The organism is Methylovorus mays, assembly GCF_020531915.1.
GTDB classification, from domain to species: Bacteria; Pseudomonadota; Gammaproteobacteria; order Burkholderiales; family Methylophilaceae; genus Methylovorus; species Methylovorus mays.
Genome location: NZ_JAJAVG010000004.1, coordinates 123,200 through 140,557 on the forward strand (window position 1 = coordinate 123,200; position 17,358 = coordinate 140,557).

The 17,358-nt window shown below is 53.2% G+C and carries 15 protein-coding genes; 14 read left to right on the top strand and 1 reads right to left on the bottom strand.

The window, feature by feature from the left end:
* The first annotated feature begins 6 nt into the window (after positions 1 to 6).
* The 13 genes from LG203_RS02865 (at position 7) to LG203_RS02925 (ending at position 13,902) form a co-directional block, all read left to right on the top strand.
* Positions 7 to 3,186 carry a FimV/HubP family polar landmark protein gene (locus tag LG203_RS02865; protein ID WP_230344414.1) on the top strand — a complete coding sequence of 1,060 codons (3,180 nt, stop codon included), beginning with the start codon at positions 7 to 9 and terminating at the stop codon, positions 3,184 to 3,186.
* Positions 3,187 to 3,294: 108 nt separating this feature from the next.
* Positions 3,295 to 4,080 (top strand): tRNA pseudouridine(38-40) synthase TruA, encoded by a 786-nt coding sequence (gene truA / locus LG203_RS02870; RefSeq protein WP_230344415.1) that lies wholly within the window; start codon positions 3,295 to 3,297, stop codon positions 4,078 to 4,080.
* 95 nt (positions 4,081 to 4,175) lie between these two features.
* On the top strand, positions 4,176 to 4,799 hold the full coding sequence (locus LG203_RS02875; protein ID WP_230345019.1) for a phosphoribosylanthranilate isomerase: 624 nt from the start codon (positions 4,176 to 4,178) through the stop codon (positions 4,797 to 4,799).
* Positions 4,786 to 5,988 carry a tryptophan synthase subunit beta gene (gene trpB, locus LG203_RS02880; RefSeq protein WP_230344416.1) on the top strand — a complete coding sequence of 401 codons (1,203 nt, stop codon included), beginning with the start codon at positions 4,786 to 4,788 and terminating at the stop codon, positions 5,986 to 5,988. The genes LG203_RS02875 and trpB overlap by 14 nt, the downstream gene beginning before the upstream one ends.
* A 26-nt stretch (positions 5,989 to 6,014) precedes the next feature.
* Entirely contained in the window at positions 6,015 to 6,815 is an 801-nt protein-coding gene (trpA, locus tag LG203_RS02885; protein WP_230344417.1) for a tryptophan synthase subunit alpha, read from the top strand.
* Positions 6,816 to 6,827: 12 nt separating this feature from the next.
* Positions 6,828 to 7,694, top strand: a complete 867-nt coding sequence (accD, locus tag LG203_RS02890) for an acetyl-CoA carboxylase, carboxyltransferase subunit beta (RefSeq protein ID WP_013442386.1) — start codon at positions 6,828 to 6,830, stop codon at positions 7,692 to 7,694.
* Positions 7,695 to 7,707: 13 nt separating this feature from the next.
* A complete protein-coding gene (gene folC / locus LG203_RS02895; RefSeq protein ID WP_230345020.1) occupies positions 7,708 to 9,000 on the top strand; it encodes a bifunctional tetrahydrofolate synthase/dihydrofolate synthase in 1,293 nt (430 codons plus the stop codon).
* Positions 9,001 to 9,012: 12 nt separating this feature from the next.
* A complete protein-coding gene (locus tag LG203_RS02900; RefSeq protein WP_230344418.1) occupies positions 9,013 to 9,750 on the top strand; it encodes an SPOR domain-containing protein in 738 nt (245 codons plus the stop codon).
* A 13-nt stretch (positions 9,751 to 9,763) separates the two neighbouring features.
* Positions 9,764 to 10,255, top strand: a complete 492-nt coding sequence (locus tag LG203_RS02905) for a CvpA family protein (RefSeq protein WP_230344419.1) — start codon at positions 9,764 to 9,766, stop codon at positions 10,253 to 10,255.
* A 70-nt stretch (positions 10,256 to 10,325) separates the two neighbouring features.
* Positions 10,326 to 11,864, top strand: coding sequence for an amidophosphoribosyltransferase (gene purF / locus LG203_RS02910; protein ID WP_230344420.1), 1,539 nt, complete (start codon positions 10,326 to 10,328; stop codon positions 11,862 to 11,864).
* A 211-nt stretch (positions 11,865 to 12,075) separates the two neighbouring features.
* The gene (locus LG203_RS02915) at positions 12,076 to 13,245 is read left to right on the top strand and encodes an O-succinylhomoserine sulfhydrylase (RefSeq protein WP_230344421.1); all 1,170 of its coding nucleotides are present in this window, start codon (positions 12,076 to 12,078) and stop codon (positions 13,243 to 13,245) included.
* A 109-nt stretch (positions 13,246 to 13,354) separates the two neighbouring features.
* Positions 13,355 to 13,639 (top strand): sll1863 family stress response protein, encoded by a 285-nt coding sequence (locus LG203_RS02920; RefSeq protein ID WP_015830211.1) that lies wholly within the window; start codon positions 13,355 to 13,357, stop codon positions 13,637 to 13,639.
* 41 nt (positions 13,640 to 13,680) lie between these two features.
* Complete coding sequence (locus LG203_RS02925) at positions 13,681 to 13,902, top strand: hypothetical protein (RefSeq protein WP_013442379.1); 222 nt, start codon at positions 13,681 to 13,683, stop codon at positions 13,900 to 13,902.
* Between the two features lie 103 nt (positions 13,903 to 14,005).
* Here the strand turns inward: LG203_RS02925 and LG203_RS02930 are convergent, their stop codons facing one another.
* A complete protein-coding gene (locus LG203_RS02930) occupies positions 14,006 to 14,608 on the bottom strand; it encodes a peroxiredoxin (protein ID WP_013442378.1) in 603 nt (200 codons plus the stop codon).
* 199 nt (positions 14,609 to 14,807) lie between these two features.
* On the opposite strand from LG203_RS02930, the gene gyrA reads away from it, so the two are divergent.
* Positions 14,808 to 17,354: a DNA gyrase subunit A gene (gene gyrA / locus LG203_RS02935; RefSeq protein WP_230344422.1), complete on the top strand. Its 2,547-nt coding sequence runs from the start codon at positions 14,808 to 14,810 to the stop codon at positions 17,352 to 17,354.
* The last annotated feature ends 4 nt before the right edge of the window (positions 17,355 to 17,358 follow it).

Consider the following 17,358-nt stretch of genomic DNA (forward strand, 5'->3'; position numbering starts at 1 on the left):
GGAATAGTGCATAAGTCTAAACTAAAACGGATTTCGCTCGCGGTTTTTCTGGCGATAATCCCATGGACTGCTAATGCTGCTGGACTGGGAAGGTTGACGGTTGCATCTGGTCTGGGAGAGCCGTTAAGTGCTGAAATTGAGCTGCTTGGGGCCACCCCGGACGAACTCGAGTCTCTTACTGCTGCTATTGCACCCGAAGCAGCCTATGCCGTGCAAGGTGTAGAACGTACCCCCATTCAGAATGCCATTCAAGTTAATGTTAGTAGGAAAGCGAACGGTACTGCCGTACTCAGGTTGAGCAGTAATCAACCGATTACCGATCCTTTTGTGGACATGCTTATCCAGGTGGAGTGGGCTACTGGACGGCTGGTGCGCGAATATACGATGTTGCTTGACCCCCCCGGCTACACTACTCCTAATCCTAATAGCAATCTGCCACAGGCAGTTTCTCCCGCAACTACCGCATCTCAGCCAACTCCGGCAACTGCATCCCCAGTAGTTTCTGGAGCAGTGCAGTCTGGCCAGGATGGCTCCAATGCATCAACCTCTAACACATCAAAACGTAATAACCGTAAGCCTGCAGCCGCTAGTGATAAACCGAAGCTGGTTGAAAGTGAGGGTTCCAGCCAGACTCACACTACAAGCCGTGGTGATACCTTAAGCGCTATCGCTCGTGACGCGGATGCTGAAGGTGTAAGCCTTGATCAGATGCTGGTTGGAATATATCGCGCAAACAAGGGTGCATTTGCCGATAACAATATGAACCGTCTGAAGGTAGGGCAGATATTACGTATTCCGCCGCCTCAGGAGGTACAGGGCATTAGCAAGGCTGAGGCCCGTCAAGAGATTCAACTGCAGGCAGCTGACTGGAATGCCTATCGTAAGCGTCTTGGAGAATCCGTTTCTGCCTCCGTGGCTGGCCGTGAAGGTGAAGGCAGCCAATCTGCTAGCGGTAAGCTGACTTCTGCAGCACAGGATAAAGCAGCACAATCACAGCCCGGTTCGCGAGATGTTGTTCGCCTGTCTAAAGGCGAGGCACCGGATAGTGCGGCCTCTCGTTCTGCACAAGAAAAACTCAATGCGCTGCAAGAGGAGGCTATTGCCAAAGAAAAGGCATTGCAGGAAGCCAATGAACGTACGATAGCCTTGGAGAAGCAGGTCCAGGATATGCAAAAGCTGCTCGCCATCAAAAATCAGGCGATGGCTGCACTCAAGGATAATGCTGCTTCTCAGTTGCAAGCGGAGGATAAGACTGCTGATCAAAACGCAACTTCGTCCTCGTCGCAACCTCCCGTTCAGTCTGCGCCGTCCGACAAAACTGATGGTGGCGTTGTTAAGCCAGAAGATAAACCCTCCCCCATTACCGAGCCCAAGCCTGCGACAACGCCAGCCCCTGTACCCGATGCCGAGCTGATTGATGGTGTTGAAAATGAAAGGTTGATGCTGTGGGGTGGAGTGGGTGCTGCATTACTTCTGTTGCTGGGTGGTTGGTTATATCTGCGTAACAAGCGCAAACGTAATCTGGACACCTTTGAGAAAGCGATCCTTACATCGAGCGGCCTGAAAGCAAATACGGTGTTTGGGAGCACTTTAAGTAGCAAGGTTGATTCTGGGGATACTTCATTCCTCACTGATTTTTCGCAGACGGGTGGAGGGATGATCGACACGCATGATGTCGATCCGATTGCCGAAGCCGAGGTATACATGGCTTACGGACGTGACGCGCAAGCTGAGGAAATTTTGCGGGATGCGATAGCGAAAGACCCTAAGCGATATGAACTGCATCATAAGTTGTTGGAGATGTATGCAGCCCGCAAAGATACCGCTGCATTTGAAACATTGGCAGGTGAAATATATGCCACGATAGGGGCAAGTGATCCCCAGTGGCGCAAGGTGGCAGAGCTGGGTCGCAAGCTGGATGGTCAGAATCCGATTTACCAGGGGACTGAGGGTGGCTTGGATCTTGATGATGATCTTGGCCTGGATGAAGAGCCTTTAATGGATAAGGCTGATATCGAAAATGCCATGGATTTCTCACTGGATGACAACCTGGGTGAGGAGAGTTTATCTTCGGCTGAGCCTGTGGCGGATTCAGCATCGGATCTGGATTTTGGTCTTGATGACGCGCCGCCAGCACCGGATTCTGTCGCGCTGGATGATGGCAATACTCTTGATTTCGTCGGGTTTAATGTTGGGAAAGAGGATAACAGGGGCGAAACAGACACAACTTTGGCTACGGCATCAATCATGGCACCTACCATCATTGATGATGTGCCTGAAAACTATGCTGCGGATGAGGATGTAAATCCACAATCGATATCGTCTGACAGCCTGTCTGCCGATGCCAATGATCTGGATTTCAAGCTTGATTTGCCAGAGTCTCCAGCAGCCAGCACCATACAGATGGACATAGCTGATTTTGGTAATACATTGCCTGGCCTGCCTGATGAAGATGATGGATTCACATCGGATCATGATGAGAGTGCTTCACAATTCGCACTTGATCCGAATTTGCCGGCATTCGATGCTGGTAAGGATGCCTTTCCTGATCTTGATCTTTCATCCTCGACTGAATTTGAGCCTGAATCGCAACTGCAGGATGCGGGTGAAAAGGAATTTACATTAGATGTGAATGATACGGTTTCTGCTGAAGCAGAAACCCCTAATAGCTCTGTAAATGACGCTCCATTTGCCAAACCAACTGAATTCGTCCCGGATATCAGTCTGGATTTTGATGCACCATTGGCCGGTCAGGATAAAAACGTATCGGGCTCTGGCGGAGAGTTGCCGGATGCGTTTAATGAGGACCCGGTAGAGGAAATCGTTTTTGAGTCGCCGACCAATAGTGATGTCGATCTGGATTTCAATCTGGATAGTCTTGAGGGGGCTGCAGAGGATGAGGCCCTGCCTGATCTGAATCTCAGTTCCTCCGAGTCGATTGCTCCCGCTGAAGTGGATTTCTCTGATATTAGTCTTGATCTGAATGGTACGAATGCCGAAGAGCCCCTGCCTGAAGCCATTGCAGCGGAGTCTGCTGAGGTTGATACCAAGCTGGATCTGGTGACAGCCTATATGGACATGGGAGATAACGAGGGGGCTCGTGAACTGCTTGATGAAGTGCTTAGCGAGGGCGGTCCTCAGCAGCGAGCGCGAGCGCAGGCCATTATGAATAGCCTTGGTGCCTAGCTGGTCTCTGAAATGTCGCAGTCGGAAAAAGCCGGATTATTTGATCCGGCTTTTTTCATCATCTGATGAGAAAACCAGGCAAAGGGTATTGGGAATGTTGAGGTTTAAATGAGAGTTGCCCTTGGGCTAGAGTACGACGGCGCCCATTTCTGTGGTTGGCAGAGCCAGCCTGGTGGTTGTGGCGTACAGGATGCGTTGGAGCGAGAGCTTGCCCGTATGGCTTGTCATCCCGTGCGCGTGATTGCTGCTGGACGAACGGATACTGGCGTTCATGCCTTGGCGCAAGTGGTGCATTTTGAAACAATGACCGAGCGACCACTCAATGCCTGGGTGCGTGGTGTTAATGCGGGACTGCCCCCGAGCGTACGCGTATTATGGGCGCAGCAAGTAGCAGACGATTTTCATGCGCGATTTTCTGCCAGACAACGCTATTATCAATATCTCTTGTTTGATCAGTCTGTCGCGCCAGCCATCTTGGCTGGTAAGGTTGGCTGGTTTCATCAGTCTCTGGATGTGGCTGCCATGGCGGAAGCCGCAATCCATTTAACCGGCGAACATGATTTCAGCGCCTTCCGGGCTGCCGAGTGTCAGGCCAAATCTCCGATACGCACATTGCAGCAGGCAGATGTGCGTCGTGAGGGGCAGGCAATTCTGTTTGAATTCAGTGGTAATGCGTTTTTGCATCATCAGGTACGCAATATGGTCGGTGCTCTGGTATATGTGGGCAAAGGCAGCCAGCCGCCGGTCTTTATTCATGAGCTTCTGCAAAGCAAGGATCGTCGTCTGGCACCGCCCACGTTTTCCCCGGATGGCTTGTATCTGAGCGGAGTTGGTTATGAATCACACTGGGGATTGCCAGATACCCGTCGCTACGTGCATTTGTCACTTGCATGATGATGTTCGTTCGCTTTGTCGCAATGTGACATGCAAGAACGTTTCAGTTAACCTAGCGATCTCAATTAATTCCGGATTCATCAAAGAGCACAATGTTGCGTACCAGAGTCAAAATATGCGGGATCACCCGCGCCGAAGATGCGATAACGGCCGTAGAGCATGGCGCTGATGCGATTGGTCTGGTCTTTGTGGAAGCGAGTCCGCGCCACGTAAATATTGCGCAGGCCAAGGAGGCTATCCGCAGCTTGCCGCCATTTGTGACAGTTGTCGGTTTGTTTGTTAATGCCGAGCCAGCTTATATTGAACGGGTGCTGAATGAAGTACGCCTGGACATCTTGCAGTTTCATGGTGATGAATCCCCTGAAGAGTGCCAGCGTTATGCCAGGCCTTATATGAAGGCAATACGCGTCAGGCCCGACACAAATTTGCTACAATACGCCCTCGATTACCAACAGGCCTGCGCGCTGCTACTGGATGCCCATGTCGAAGGTGTTGCTGGCGGCACGGGGCAGCGCTTTGACTGGACACTTGTTCCGCCAAACCTGCCTATGCCTATTGTGCTGGCAGGGGGGCTGAATGCGGATAATGTGGCAGAGGCGATAAAGCAGGTTCGACCTTACGCTGTGGATGTCAGTGGTGGTGTCGAGTCCCAAAAAGGAATTAAGGATGCTGGCAAAATTGCCGCATTCATGCGAGGAGTTACAGATGCAGCTTTATGATATGCCTGACGACAGAGGCCATTTTGGTCCGTACGGCGGGATTTTTGTCGCAGAAACTCTGGTGGAAGCCCTGGAAGAATTGCGTGTCATGTATGAGCGCTTTCGCCATGACCCTGAATTTCTGGCCGAATTTGCACATGATCTGAAGTACTTTGTAGGCCGTCCAAGTCCTATTTACTATGCCAAACGCTGGTCTGAACGTGTTGGCGGCGCTCGCATTTATCTCAAGCGGGAAGACCTCAACCACACGGGCGCGCACAAGGTGAATAACACCGTGGGGCAGGCCTTGCTGGCAAAACGCATGGGCAAGCCGCGCGTGATTGCCGAGACGGGGGCAGGGCAGCACGGTGTTGCCACGGCCACCATTGCAGCTCGCATGGGGCTGGAATGTGTCGTTTACATGGGCTCTGAGGATGTGAAGCGCCAGGCTCCCAATGTCTATCGCATGAAGCTGTTGGGCGCGACCGTCGTGCCGGTGGAAAGTGGTTCAAAAACCCTCAAGGATGCGCTGAATGAAGCCATGCGCGACTGGGTAACCAACATCTCCAATACCTTTTATATCATTGGTACGGTGGCTGGCCCGCATCCTTACCCCATGATGGTTCGGGACTTTCAGGCGGTGATTGGCGTAGAAGCCAAGCAGCAAATGCAGGAGATGATCGGACGTCAGCCAGATGCTGTCGTGGCGTGTGTGGGCGGCGGCTCGAATGCCATGGGTATTTTCTACCCCTATCTCAATGAAGAAAACGTGCGCCTGATCGGCGTTGAGGCGGCGGGCTTGGGACTGGCAACCGGCAAGCATGCGGCGCCATTGACGGCGAATAGCTCAGTCGGCGTGTTGCATGGCAACCGCACCTACCTGATGCAGGATGAAGACGGTCAAATCATCGAGACGCACTCAATCTCGGCCGGCCTGGATTACCCGGGAGTGGGTCCCGAGCACGCATGGCTGAAAGATAGCAAGCGTGCTGAATATGTCGCCATCACGGACGACGAAGCCATGGCGGCGTTCCATAGTCTGTGCCGTACCGAAGGTATTATTCCTGCGCTGGAATCCAGCCATGCCTTGGCCTATGCAGAGAAAATGGCGGCGACCATGTCGCCCGACCAAGTCATCCTGGTGAATTTGTCCGGTCGTGGCGATAAAGATATCAACACGGTGGCTGGTCTGTCCGGCATCACTCTCTAATCCATACAGTCATTAAGATCCCATTCATGTCTCGCATAAAAACCACGTTCGATCAGCTCAAGCAGCAGGGAAAAAAAGCACTCGTCCCTTACATTACCGCTGGAGACCCGCACCCAGACCTTACCGTAAAGCTGTTGCACACCATGGTGGCGAACGGTGCCGATATGATTGAGCTTGGTGTGCCTTTTTCAGACCCGATGGCAGATGGCCCTGTTATTCAGCGTGCCAGCGAGCGGGCATTGGTCCATCACGTGGGCTTAAGCCGCGTGCTGGAGATGGTGCGTGAATTCCGCCAGCAGGATAACGTGACGCCGATTATTTTGATGGGCTACGCTAACCCGGTAGAAGCCATGGGGCAGGAAAAGTTTTCTGATCGCGCCCAGGCAGCCGGAGTGGATGGCGTGCTGACGGTGGATTACCCGCCAGAAGAGTGCAAGGAATTCACAGCCTTGTTGCAGGCGCGCGGTATTGACCCCATTTTTCTGTTATCGCCAACAACCGAGCCTGCTCGCGTTGAGGTGATTGTGAATCAGGCCAGCGGCTTTGTTTACTATGTCTCCCTCAAGGGGGTGACTGGCGCTAAAAACCTCGATATTGAAGAGGTGGCGCAGAAGGTGGCCGAAATCCGCACCCTGACGGATTTGCCAGTGGGCGTGGGCTTTGGTGTGCGTGATGCTGCTACCGCAACGGCGGTTGCTGCCATTGGCGATGCTGTGGTGGTGGGCAGCCGTATGGTGCAGGCTGTGGAACAATCCAATGATCAAAATCTCGTTGATAACGTGGCTGCGCTGATGAAAGAATTGCGCATCGCGGTAGACGCTGCTTAAAAAGGACATGCCATGAGCTGGTTACAAAAACTACTTCCCCCCAAGATCAATCGCCCGACGGGCATTAATAAAAAGACCGTACCAGAAGGTCTCTGGAGCAAATGCCCTTCGTGTGAATCCGTGCTGTATCGTACCGATCTCGAAAAGAATGCTGAAGTTTGTCCCAAGTGTGGCTATCACAACCGGATTTCAGCGCGTGCCCGTTTGGCCATGCTGCTGGATGAAGAGGGGCGTTCCGAAATTGGTGCTGAAGTGCAGCCGGTCGATCCGCTGAAATTCAAGGACAGCAAGCGTTATGCCGACCGCATCAAGTCTTCCCAGGCCGATGTGGGAGAAACCGATTCACTGATCGTGTTGCAAGGCAGCATCAAGGCTGTGCCGGTGGTGGCCGCTGCGTTTGAATTCAAGTTCATGGGTGGTTCCATGGGGTCGGTGGTCGGTGAGCGCTTTGTGCGCGGCGTCAATGCCGCCATTGAGCGTCGCTCCGCTTTTGTATGCATTTCCGCCAGTGGCGGCGCCCGTATGCAAGAAGGCCTGTTCTCGCTGATGCAAATGGCGAAAACCAGCGCCGCCTTAACCGCGCTTGGTCGTGCCGGCTTGCCATATATTTCGGTGTTGACGGATCCGACCATGGGTGGCGTTTCCGCCAGTTTTGCCATGCTGGGCGATGTGATTGTTGCAGAACCGCAAGCATTGATTGGCTTTGCCGGTCCACGTGTGATCGAGCAAACCGTTCGCGAAACCCTGCCTGAGGGTTTCCAGCGTGCGGAGTTCCTGCTGGAACATGGCGCGGTGGATATCATTGTTGATCGCCGTGAAATGCGTGACAAGCTGGCCAACCTGATCAGTAGCATGACCAAATTACCAGCTGTTGCCTGATTCTCCTCGTATTGTGACTGATCTTTCAACGTCGCCTGACTCGTTGCAGGGCTGGCTGCAATACATAGAAGCGTTACATCCCAAGTCTATCGCCATGGGCTTGGATCGTGTGCAGGCGGTAAGGCAACGCCTTGATCTGCCTCTTGATTTCGTGGTTATTACTGTCGCGGGCACCAATGGCAAAGGGTCCACCTGCGCTATGCTGGAGCAGGTCTATCTGCAAGCCGGTTATCGCGCAGGCTGTTATACCTCCCCCCACATTCTGCGGTACAACGAGCGGGTCCGTATCATGGGCCGTGAGGCTGCGGATGCTGACCTCTGTGCTGCGTTTGCTCGCGTTGAAAAGGCCCGTGGCGATACCGCATTGACGTACTTCGAGTTCGGTACCCTGGCTGCCTTGTGCTGTTTTTGTCAGCACGCACTGGATGTCGTGATTCTGGAGGTTGGTCTGGGCGGGCGGCTCGATGCCGTGAATGTCGTTGATGCCGATGTTGCCATCGTTACCAGTATTGATCTGGATCATATGGATTATCTCGGCGATAACCGGGAAAGCATCGGTTTCGAGAAAGCCGGCGTCTATCGTCCTGGACGTCCCGCCATTTGTGCAGATGCATCGCCACCAGAAGCTCTCCTGAAACATGCAGAGACCATCCAGGCAGAGCTGCTCTGTATCCATCGTGATTTTCACTACCAGGTCCAATCTGGTCGCTGGCAATACCAGTGGGATGATTTCATATTGCATGATTTGCCTTTGCCAGCCTTGGCAGGGGATTTCCAGCTTTCCAATGCTTCCGCTGTGCTGACCGCGATTCAATCGCTGCATGACAAACTGCCTGTGCATGTGCAGGCAATCCATGCCGGCTTGCAGCATGTGAGTCTCCCAGGGCGCTTTGATGTACGACAGTCAGCACCCAGCGTCATTCTCGATGTGGCGCATAACCCTCACGCTGCAGCTGCGCTGGCATCCAATCTGAATGCCCAGGCGAATGCCGGTCGAACCTTGGCGGTTTTTGCCATGCTGGCGGATAAGGATATCCCCGGGGTGGTGTCGGCCGTGCATGCCACGGTGCATGCCTGGTATCTGGCTGACATTCCCCAGATCCGGGGTGCTAAAGCTATTCAACTGCAAGATGCCGTGACCGAGATTGATCCCGATGTTCCTGTGCATATATACCGAACGGTGGCTGAAGCCTACAGGCAAGCCTGTATAGATGCAGGCGAAAATGATAGAATTATCGTATTCGGATCATTTTTCACCGTGGCTGATGTCATGCAGCTTTTACCCGTGTCACCTGATAACCACTAGGATGTTTTACCCATGGCCTCTGATAATTTGAACGAGCAGGAAATTCAATTCAAGAAGCGTGCTCGTAGACGGCTGGTTGGTGCAGTTGCGCTCGTGTTGCTGATGGTGACGGTATTGCCCATGCTGCTTGATGATCGTGCCAGCAAGGCGCCACAGCAAGAAATTGCCATTTCCATTCCTAGCCAGGATAGCGAATTCAACTCCAAGATTGTTCCGGTCAAACCCGAAGCAACGGCGACTACCGAGCACTCTGCCATTCCAGAGGATCAACCTGTTACTGAGCCTGAGGCAACGGGCGAAATCGCTCCGCTGTCACCACCTATTGACTCGCGTCCTGAGCCTGTTGCGCCATCGAAGACTGCACCAGCCAAGGCTGCGGCTGCTCCAGCGCCTGTTAAAACAGTCCCTTCGGCTCCAGTGGCAAAGGCTTCCGACCCCGTCAAACCTACGGAAACCAAGCCTGCGGAAACCAAGCCACCAGTCGTAGAGGCTGCCAAAAAGGATTCCGCTGAAAAAGTCGCAGGTTTTCTGGTGCAAGTCGGCGTGTTCTCAGACCCGGACAACGTCAAGCAGTTGCAACAGAAGCTGGCAGGCTTGGGTATTAAATCCAATACAGAAAAGCTGGATACCCCTAAAGGTCCTAAAATCCGCTTGCGCAGTCAGTTGTACTCCACACGCCCGCAAGCCGAGCAGGCATTGGAGAAGATCAAGGGTGCTGGCCTGACTGGCATGGTGGTTACCAGCAAGTGAGGGGTTGTCCCTGATGACAGTATTTGACTATGCCGTGTTGGGCATACTGGGGCTTTCGGTATTATTGAGCGTCATGCGCGGTTTCGTGCGCGAAGTGTTGGCGCTGGCTGGCTGGGTGGCGGCATTTTTCGTCGCCAAGCTTTACACCATGGAGCTGGCGCCTTTATTACCTGAGGCCATTCCGTCAGAAGCCTTGCGTTTTCTGGCAGCGTTCCTCATATTGTTTTTAGCCACCTTGCTATTGTGTAGCCTTGTGGCGATTGTGCTGGGGCAGTTGTTCAAGACCGTCGGTCTGGGCTGGCTGGATCGCGCACTTGGCGCGATATTTGGTTTGTTACGCGGTGTGCTGATATTGCTCGTGCTGGTTTTTCTGGCCGGCCTGACCAGTGTGCCCAAGGATGAAAGGTGGCGCAATGCGATGTTCAGTGCGCCATTGGAAGCGATGGTGGTCAGTGTGTTGCCATGGCTTCCGCAAGATATTACTAAGCATGTCAAGTACGACTGAAGAACCATTTTCGGTATACACAGTCGTACGCGCTTCATCGGAATTCTCGTTTTTTTAAGGTGCTCACTCCATGTGTGGAATCATAGGCGTTGTCGGTAAAAACCCGGTCAATCAGTTGCTTTACGACGGATTGCTGGTTCTGCAACACCGCGGGCAGGATGCAGCGGGTATTGTCACTTGCGATGGCAATACGTTCTACATGCACAAGAATAATGGTCTTGTGCAGGACGTTTTCCAGACTCGGCATATGCGCAGCCTGCAGGGCAATGCCGGTATCGCCCATGTGCGCTACCCCACAGCCGGCTCTTCATCAGCCGCCGAAGCCCAGCCTTTCTATGTGAACTCTCCTTTTGGTATCGTGCTTGGTCACAACGGTAACCTGACCAACTCCACGCAGTTGAAGGAAGAAATGTTCCGTCAGGATCTGCGTCACATCAACACGAGTTCCGATTCCGAAGTATTGCTTAATGTGCTCGCCCATGAAATTGAGCACACGGCCCATAGTGCGGTGCTGAATAGCGACATGATTTTTGAAGCCGTTGCTGGCGTCCACAAGCGCTGCCTGGGCGCGTATGCCGTCGTGGCGATGGTGGCCAATTTTGGCCTGCTGGCTTTCCGTGATCCCAATGGGATTCGGCCTCTGGTCATCGGCAAATCCGAAACAGAGAAGGGCGTTGAGTATATCGTTGCTTCTGAGAGCGTGGCGCTGGATGTGCTTGGCTTCAAGTTGGTACGCGATGTTGAGCCGGGCGAGGCTATTTTTATCGATATGGATGGCAATTTTTTCTCCCGCCAATGCGCTGAAAAGCCCAAGCTGTCACCTTGTATTTTTGAATATGTTTATCTGGCACGTCCGGACTCGGTGATCGACAAGGTGTCTGTTTACCAGACCCGCTTGCATATGGGGGTGAGTCTGGCCAAGAAAATCGCCAAGGAGTGGGGTGATCTGCATATCGACGTGGTGATTCCGATTCCGGACACCAGTCGCCCCAGCGCCCTGCAATTGGCGAATGCCCTGAATCTTACTTATCGTGAAGGCTTCATCAAGAATCGCTATATTGGCCGCACCTTCATCATGCCTGGTCAGGCGTTGCGCAAAAAGTCCGTACGCCAGAAACTGAATCCGATCGGGATGGAGTTCAAGGGCAAAAATGTCTTGCTTGTGGATGACTCCATCGTACGTGGTACGACCTCCAAGCAGATCGTGCAGATGGCCCGCGATGCGGGTGCCAACAAAGTATATTTTGCCTCTGCAGCGCCTCCCGTACGTTTCCCTAACGTATATGGCATTGATATGCCGACCCGGGATGAATTGCTCGCCACTGGCCGTACCGATCAGCAGATTTGTGAAGAAATTGGTGCGGATGCATTGATCTATCAGGATCTGGATGCATTGATTGAGGCGGTGCAATTGAGCAATCCGGATATCAAGATGTTTGATTGTTCCTGTTTTGATGGAAATTATGTCACCGGCGATATCGACGAAACTTACCTCAACAACGTTGAAAGCGCACGTGGCGATAAGCTTGGTCACCAAAAACCAGCCAATTCCAGCACTCAGCTGGACCTGAACCTCGTTACCATCAAGGAATACGAGGAAGCTGTGTAAGCATGAGTTCGCGGGCGGTCTTGGCCTTGACCAGTACCGCCTGCAGGCTTATCATGAACTTGCGCCGATTTGAGATTAATTCATTTAACTCAGCTTGCGGGCGCCTTATAAATTCAGCTAAAGCGAGTGCATAAACCCGTTTTAGCGCCAGCTATTGCGGGTTTTTTTATGCTCGGTGCTGGTTTGTTCTTGGCGTAGAAAGGAAATAACAATGACACAAGATTGGCATGCGGAAACCCTGGGGGTTCGTGCAGGTAGCGAGCATACCGAGTTCGGCGAGAATTCCGAGGCGATGTTTCTGACCTCCAGCTTCGTTTTTGAAAATGCAGCTCAGGCGGCGGCCCGCTTCGGAGGGCAAGAGCCGGGGAATATCTATTCGCGGTTTACCAACCCCACGGTCACCATGTTTCAAAACAAACTGGCAGCGCTGGAGGGCGCGGAGTTCTGCGTGGCGACCTCATCGGGCATGGCAGCTATTCTGGCGACAGTCATGGGCTTATGCTCGGCAGGCGATCATGTCGTGGCATCGCGCAGTATTTTTGGTACCTCGGTGCAACTGTTCAGCAATATCCTCAAGCGCTGGGGGCTGGAGACCACGTTCGTTTCCTTGACGGATCCCGATGAGTGGCGTGCCGCCGTCAAGCCGAACACCAAATTGTTTTTTGTGGAAACGCCGTCCAATCCGCTGACCGAAGTGTGCGACATTCCTCTTTTGGCAGGGATCGCCCATGAGGCTGGTGCCTTGCTGGCAGTGGACAATTGTTTCTGCACGCCTGCCTTGCAGAAGCCTTTGGCGCTTGGGGCTGACATCGTGATTCACTCTGCTACCAAATACATAGACGGGCAGGGGCGTTGCCTGGGAGGCGCTGTTCTGGGGCGCCGTGATGTGCTGGAGCCGGTATATGGCTTCCTGCGTACTGCCGGGCCGACCATGAGTGCATTCAATGCCTGGGTATTTCTGAAAGGCCTGGAGACGCTGCATGTACGCATGGCCGCCCACGTGCAAAATGCCCTGGCCCTCGCCACCTGGCTGGAGCAGCAACCAGCGGTTGCCCGGGTGTATTACCCAGGTTTGCCATCGCATCCGCAGCATGCGCTGGCCATGCGCCAGCAAAGCGGCGGCGGAGCCATTGTTTCCTTTGATCTTAAGGGTGGCAAGGATGCTGCCTGGGGCTTGATTGATGCTACTCGCCTTATTTCCATTACCGCTAATCTGGGGGATGCGAAGAGCACCATCACGCATCCGGCAACGACAACGCATAGTCGGGTGAGCCCGGAGGCACGGGCTGCTGCAGGCATTGGCGATGGGCTGGTGCGCATAGCCGTAGGTCTGGAGCACATTGAAGACTTGAAATCTGATCTGCTGTTGCTGACACGCTAGTATTAGCTTGGGTATTTTAAAGATAGCCAGATTGGCCCAGCACTTTTTTTATTGCCGTTAGTCACACTGTAGTATGTTGGTATCCAATAACAATATGGGAGTCATTAGCATGAGTTTGAAAGACGAATATTTGGAAAAGCTGAAGCTGCAACTGGATGAGTGGTCAGCCGATATTGATGTGCTGGAAGCCAAGGCCCGCAAGGCTGAAGCGGAATTGCGGATCAAATATGAGCAGCAGATTGAGGCCTTGAAGGCAAAGCGTGAGGAAGCCAAGATCCGCGTTGGCGAGGTCAAGGAGTCCGCAGGCGAAGCTTGGCAGGAGCTGAAGAAGGGTGGCGATGCGGCATGGGAAAACATACGCAAAGCCTTTGAAGAAGCCCGCAAGAAGTTTTGAGGCAAGTCATTCCACGTTTTAACTAGAAGAAAGGAATCCAGATGAAATCCTCTGTCGTAGTTGGTCTGATATTGATTGCCTTGGGTGCAGCGGCGCTGGTGTATAAAAACATCAGTTATTCGTCCGAGGAAACCGTAATGCAGATTGGTCCTGTGAAGGCCACGGCTGAAACTGAAAAGAATATCCCCATCCCGAATGTGCTGGGTATTGTGGCGATAGTGGCTGGCGTCGTGGTGATTGCGGTAGGTGGTCGCGGCAAATAAGCGGCAGGGTTCTGTATCTTCAGGATGTAAAAAGCAAAAAGGGGCGTTGCCCCTTTTTGCTTTTATGGCGGGCAGAGTATCTGCCCGATAGTGTTGCCGTGCTTTAGAGCGAAGCGGCGTTATCTGCCAGGTATTTCGCTACGCCTTCAGGAGAAGCGTCCATGCCTGCCTTGCCTTTTTTCCAGCCGGCAGGGCAGACTTCGCCATGTTCTTCAAAGAATTGCAGGGCGTCTGCAATGCGCAGCGTCTCATCAATATCACGGCCCAGAGGCAGGTCGTTTACAACCTGATTTACCACAATGCCTTGTTTGTTGATCAGGAAGGTGCCGCGGTAAGCAACGCCACCGTCAGCCTCTACATCGTAAGCCTTGGCGATTTCATGCTTGATATCCGCCACCATAGGGTAGCCGACTTTGCCGATGCCGCCTTTTTCCACGGGCGTATTTTTCCATGCCAGATGGGTGAAGTGAGAGTCGATGGAAACACCGATCACTTCAATACCACGTTTCTTGAATTCATCCAGACGGTGATCGAACGCAATCAGCTCGGAAGGGCAGACGAAGGTGAAGTCCAATGGCCAGAAGAAAATGACAGCGGCCTTGCCTTTGATGTAGCTTGCCAGATTGAAGTCTTCCTTGATCGTATTGTCACCCAGCACGGCAGCAGCAGTAAAATCGGGGGCGGGTTTGCCAACAAGTACGGCCATATTGATCTCCTTTTTGATGAATAAATGAAAAATTCTAACAGCGTGCCAGACTACACCGCAAATGAAGAATTGGATAGCGCCATCGCCTTGTCTGGCAACGGCTGGATGCTGTGATGTGCGCGGCTTAAAGAGGCATGCCCTGTGTGGCGTATCGTGTTAAAATCGGGGTCTTTACAGCCACTTTATGCCGATAGCCCACATGGATCAGTTCGCAAAAGAAACCCTCCCTATCAGCCTCGAAGACGAGATGCGCCGTTCCTACCTCGATTACGCCATGAGCGTGATCGTCGGACGTGCACTGCCAGACGTTCGTGATGGCCTGAAGCCCGTGCATCGCCGTGTGCTTTTTGCCATGCACGAGCTGAGTAACGACTGGAATCGACCCTATAAAAAGTCTGCCCGTATCGTCGGTGACGTCATCGGTAAATACCACCCACACGGGGATACTGCCGTGTATGACACCATCGTGCGTATGGCGCAGGATTTCTCCTTGCGCTACATGCTGGTCGATGGTCAGGGTAACTTCGGTTCGGTGGACGGTGATAATGCAGCTGCCATGCGGTACACCGAAATCCGGATGGCGAAGATTGCGCATGAGCTGCTTGCCGATATCGACAAGGAAACTGTCGATTTTGGCCCCAACTACGATGGCTCGGAGCATGAACCGCTCATCATGCCGGCCCGTATCCCGAATCTGCTGATCAATGGCAGCTCCGGTATTGCCGTGGGTATGGCAACCAATATCCCGCCGCACAACCTGAATGAAGTGGTCGATGCCTGTCTGGTCTTGCTGAAAAATCCTGAAACCACGGTGGATGAGCTGATAGATATCATTCCCGCACCGGATTTCCCGACCGCAGGCATTATCTACGGCACGCTGGGTGTCAAGGAAGGCTACCGTACCGGCCGTGGCCGCGTGGTCATGCGCGGCCGTACCCATGTCGAAGACATGGAAAAAGGCAACCGTCAGGCGCTGATCATTGATGAACTGCCATACCAGGTCAATAAGAAGACCCTGATCGAAAAAATTGCCGAGCTGGTCAACGACAAGAAGATTGAAGGCATTTCCGATCTGCGTGACGAATCCGACAAGTCCGGCATGCGCGTGGTAATCGAGCTCAAGCGCGGTGAGGTTCCTGAAGTCATCCTGAACAATCTGTACAAGCAGACCCAGCTGCAAGATACCTTCGGCATGAATATGGTGGCATTACTGGATGGTCAGCCACGCCTGCTGAATCTGAAGCAGATGCTGGAAGCCTTCTTGCGTCACCGTCGCGAAGTCATTACCCGCCGTACCGTGTACGAATTGCGCAAGGCCCGCGAGCGCGGTCATGTGCTGGAAGGTCTGGCCGTCGCACTGGCCAACGTAGACGAAATGATTGCCTTGATCAAGGCAGCGCCTACGCCCCCAGAAGCCAAGAAATCCCTGATGGCACGCACCTGGGTTTCGCCTGTGGTGGAAGAAATGCTGAAGCGTGCTGCCATGGAAGCCTCGCGTCCTGATGGCTTGTCAGTCGACTTTGGCATGACACCGAATGGCTATCGTTTGTCGGATGTTCAAGCCCAGGAAATCCTGCAGATGCGTCTGCAACGCCTGACTGGTCTGGAGCAAGACAAGATTGTCAATGAATACAAGGAAGTGATGGATGTCATCGCTGACTTGCTCGATATTCTGGCCAAGCCCGAGCGTGTGACGCAAATGATCGTGGATGAGCTGGCAGCTATCCGCCAGCAATTCGGCGATGAGCGCCGCAGTGAGATTGTGCACAACGCACAGGATTTATCGCTGGAAGATCTGATCACCCCGCAAGATGTGGTGGTGACACTGTCGCATACCGGCTATGTGAAGTCGCAACCGCTGGATGAGTATCGTGCCCAGCGCCGCGGTGGTCGTGGCAAGCAGGCGACCGCTACTAAAGAAGATGATTTCATCGACAAGATGTTCGTGGCCAATACGCACGATTACATTCTGTGCTTCTCCAGCCGTGGTCGCGTCTACTGGCTCAAGGTTTACGAAGTGCCGCAAGGCAGCCGTATCAGCCGTGGCAAGCCTATCGTCAATCTGTTCCCGCTGGAAGATGGCGAGAAGATCAATGCCATCCTGCCAGTGAAAGAGTTCGACGAAAATCACTTCATTTTCATGGCAACTGCCCAAGGTACAGTGAAAAAGACCGCGCTGGTTGAGTTCTCCAACCCACGTCGCGCCGGCATTATTGCGATTAATCTGGATGATGGTGATTACCTGATTGGCGCTGAGGTGACCAATGGTGCCAACGATATCGTGCTGGTATCCAATGGCGGCAAAGCGGTATGGTTCGATGAAGAAGATGTACGTGCCATGGGCCGCAACACGCGCGGTGTGCGCGGCATGAAGTTGATGGCCAAGCAGCGCGTGATCTCGTTGCTGATTGCCGAGGATGACAAGCAAACCGTACTGGTCGCTACTGAAAACGGTTATGGCAAACGTACCGTGCTGTCCGACTTCCGTCACTCCGGTCGCGGCACGCAGGGCGTGAAGGCCATTGCTACCAGCGAGCGCAATGGCAGTGTCGTGGCTGCGCGTCTGGTGAATGATGAAGATGAAATCATGCTGATCACCACCGGTGGTGTGCTGATTCGGACCCGCGTCAAGGAAATCCGTGAATTGGGCCGGGCTACCCAAGGCGTCACCCTGATCAATCTGGGTGAAAATGAAAAACTGTCTGGCCTCGAAAAAGTGGTCGAGACTGATGATGCCGATGAATAACTAA

Excerpts from the sequence above, each read along its gene's own strand:
- LG203_RS02905 (WP_230344419.1), top strand. The coding sequence starts at position 9,764 with ATGACAGTATTTGACTATGCCGTGTTGGGCATACTGGGGCTTTCGGTA.
- accD (WP_013442386.1), top strand. The coding sequence starts at position 6,828 with ATGAGCTGGTTACAAAAACTACTTCCCCCCAAGATCAATCGCCCGACG.
- LG203_RS02900 (WP_230344418.1), top strand. The coding sequence starts at position 9,013 with ATGGCCTCTGATAATTTGAACGAGCAGGAAATTCAATTCAAGAAGCGT.
- gyrA (WP_230344422.1), top strand. The coding sequence starts at position 14,808 with ATGGATCAGTTCGCAAAAGAAACCCTCCCTATCAGCCTCGAAGACGAG.
- truA (WP_230344415.1), top strand. The coding sequence starts at position 3,295 with ATGAGAGTTGCCCTTGGGCTAGAGTACGACGGCGCCCATTTCTGTGGT.
- LG203_RS02920 (WP_015830211.1), top strand. The coding sequence starts at position 13,355 with ATGAGTTTGAAAGACGAATATTTGGAAAAGCTGAAGCTGCAACTGGAT.
- LG203_RS02930 (WP_013442378.1), bottom strand. The coding sequence starts at position 14,608 with ATGGCCGTACTTGTTGGCAAACCCGCCCCCGATTTTACTGCTGCTGCC.
- LG203_RS02925 (WP_013442379.1), top strand. The coding sequence starts at position 13,681 with ATGAAATCCTCTGTCGTAGTTGGTCTGATATTGATTGCCTTGGGTGCA.
- trpA (WP_230344417.1), top strand. The coding sequence starts at position 6,015 with ATGTCTCGCATAAAAACCACGTTCGATCAGCTCAAGCAGCAGGGAAAA.
- LG203_RS02915 (WP_230344421.1), top strand. The coding sequence starts at position 12,076 with ATGACACAAGATTGGCATGCGGAAACCCTGGGGGTTCGTGCAGGTAGC.
- trpB (WP_230344416.1), top strand. The coding sequence starts at position 4,786 with ATGCAGCTTTATGATATGCCTGACGACAGAGGCCATTTTGGTCCGTAC.
- purF (WP_230344420.1), top strand. The coding sequence starts at position 10,326 with ATGTGTGGAATCATAGGCGTTGTCGGTAAAAACCCGGTCAATCAGTTG.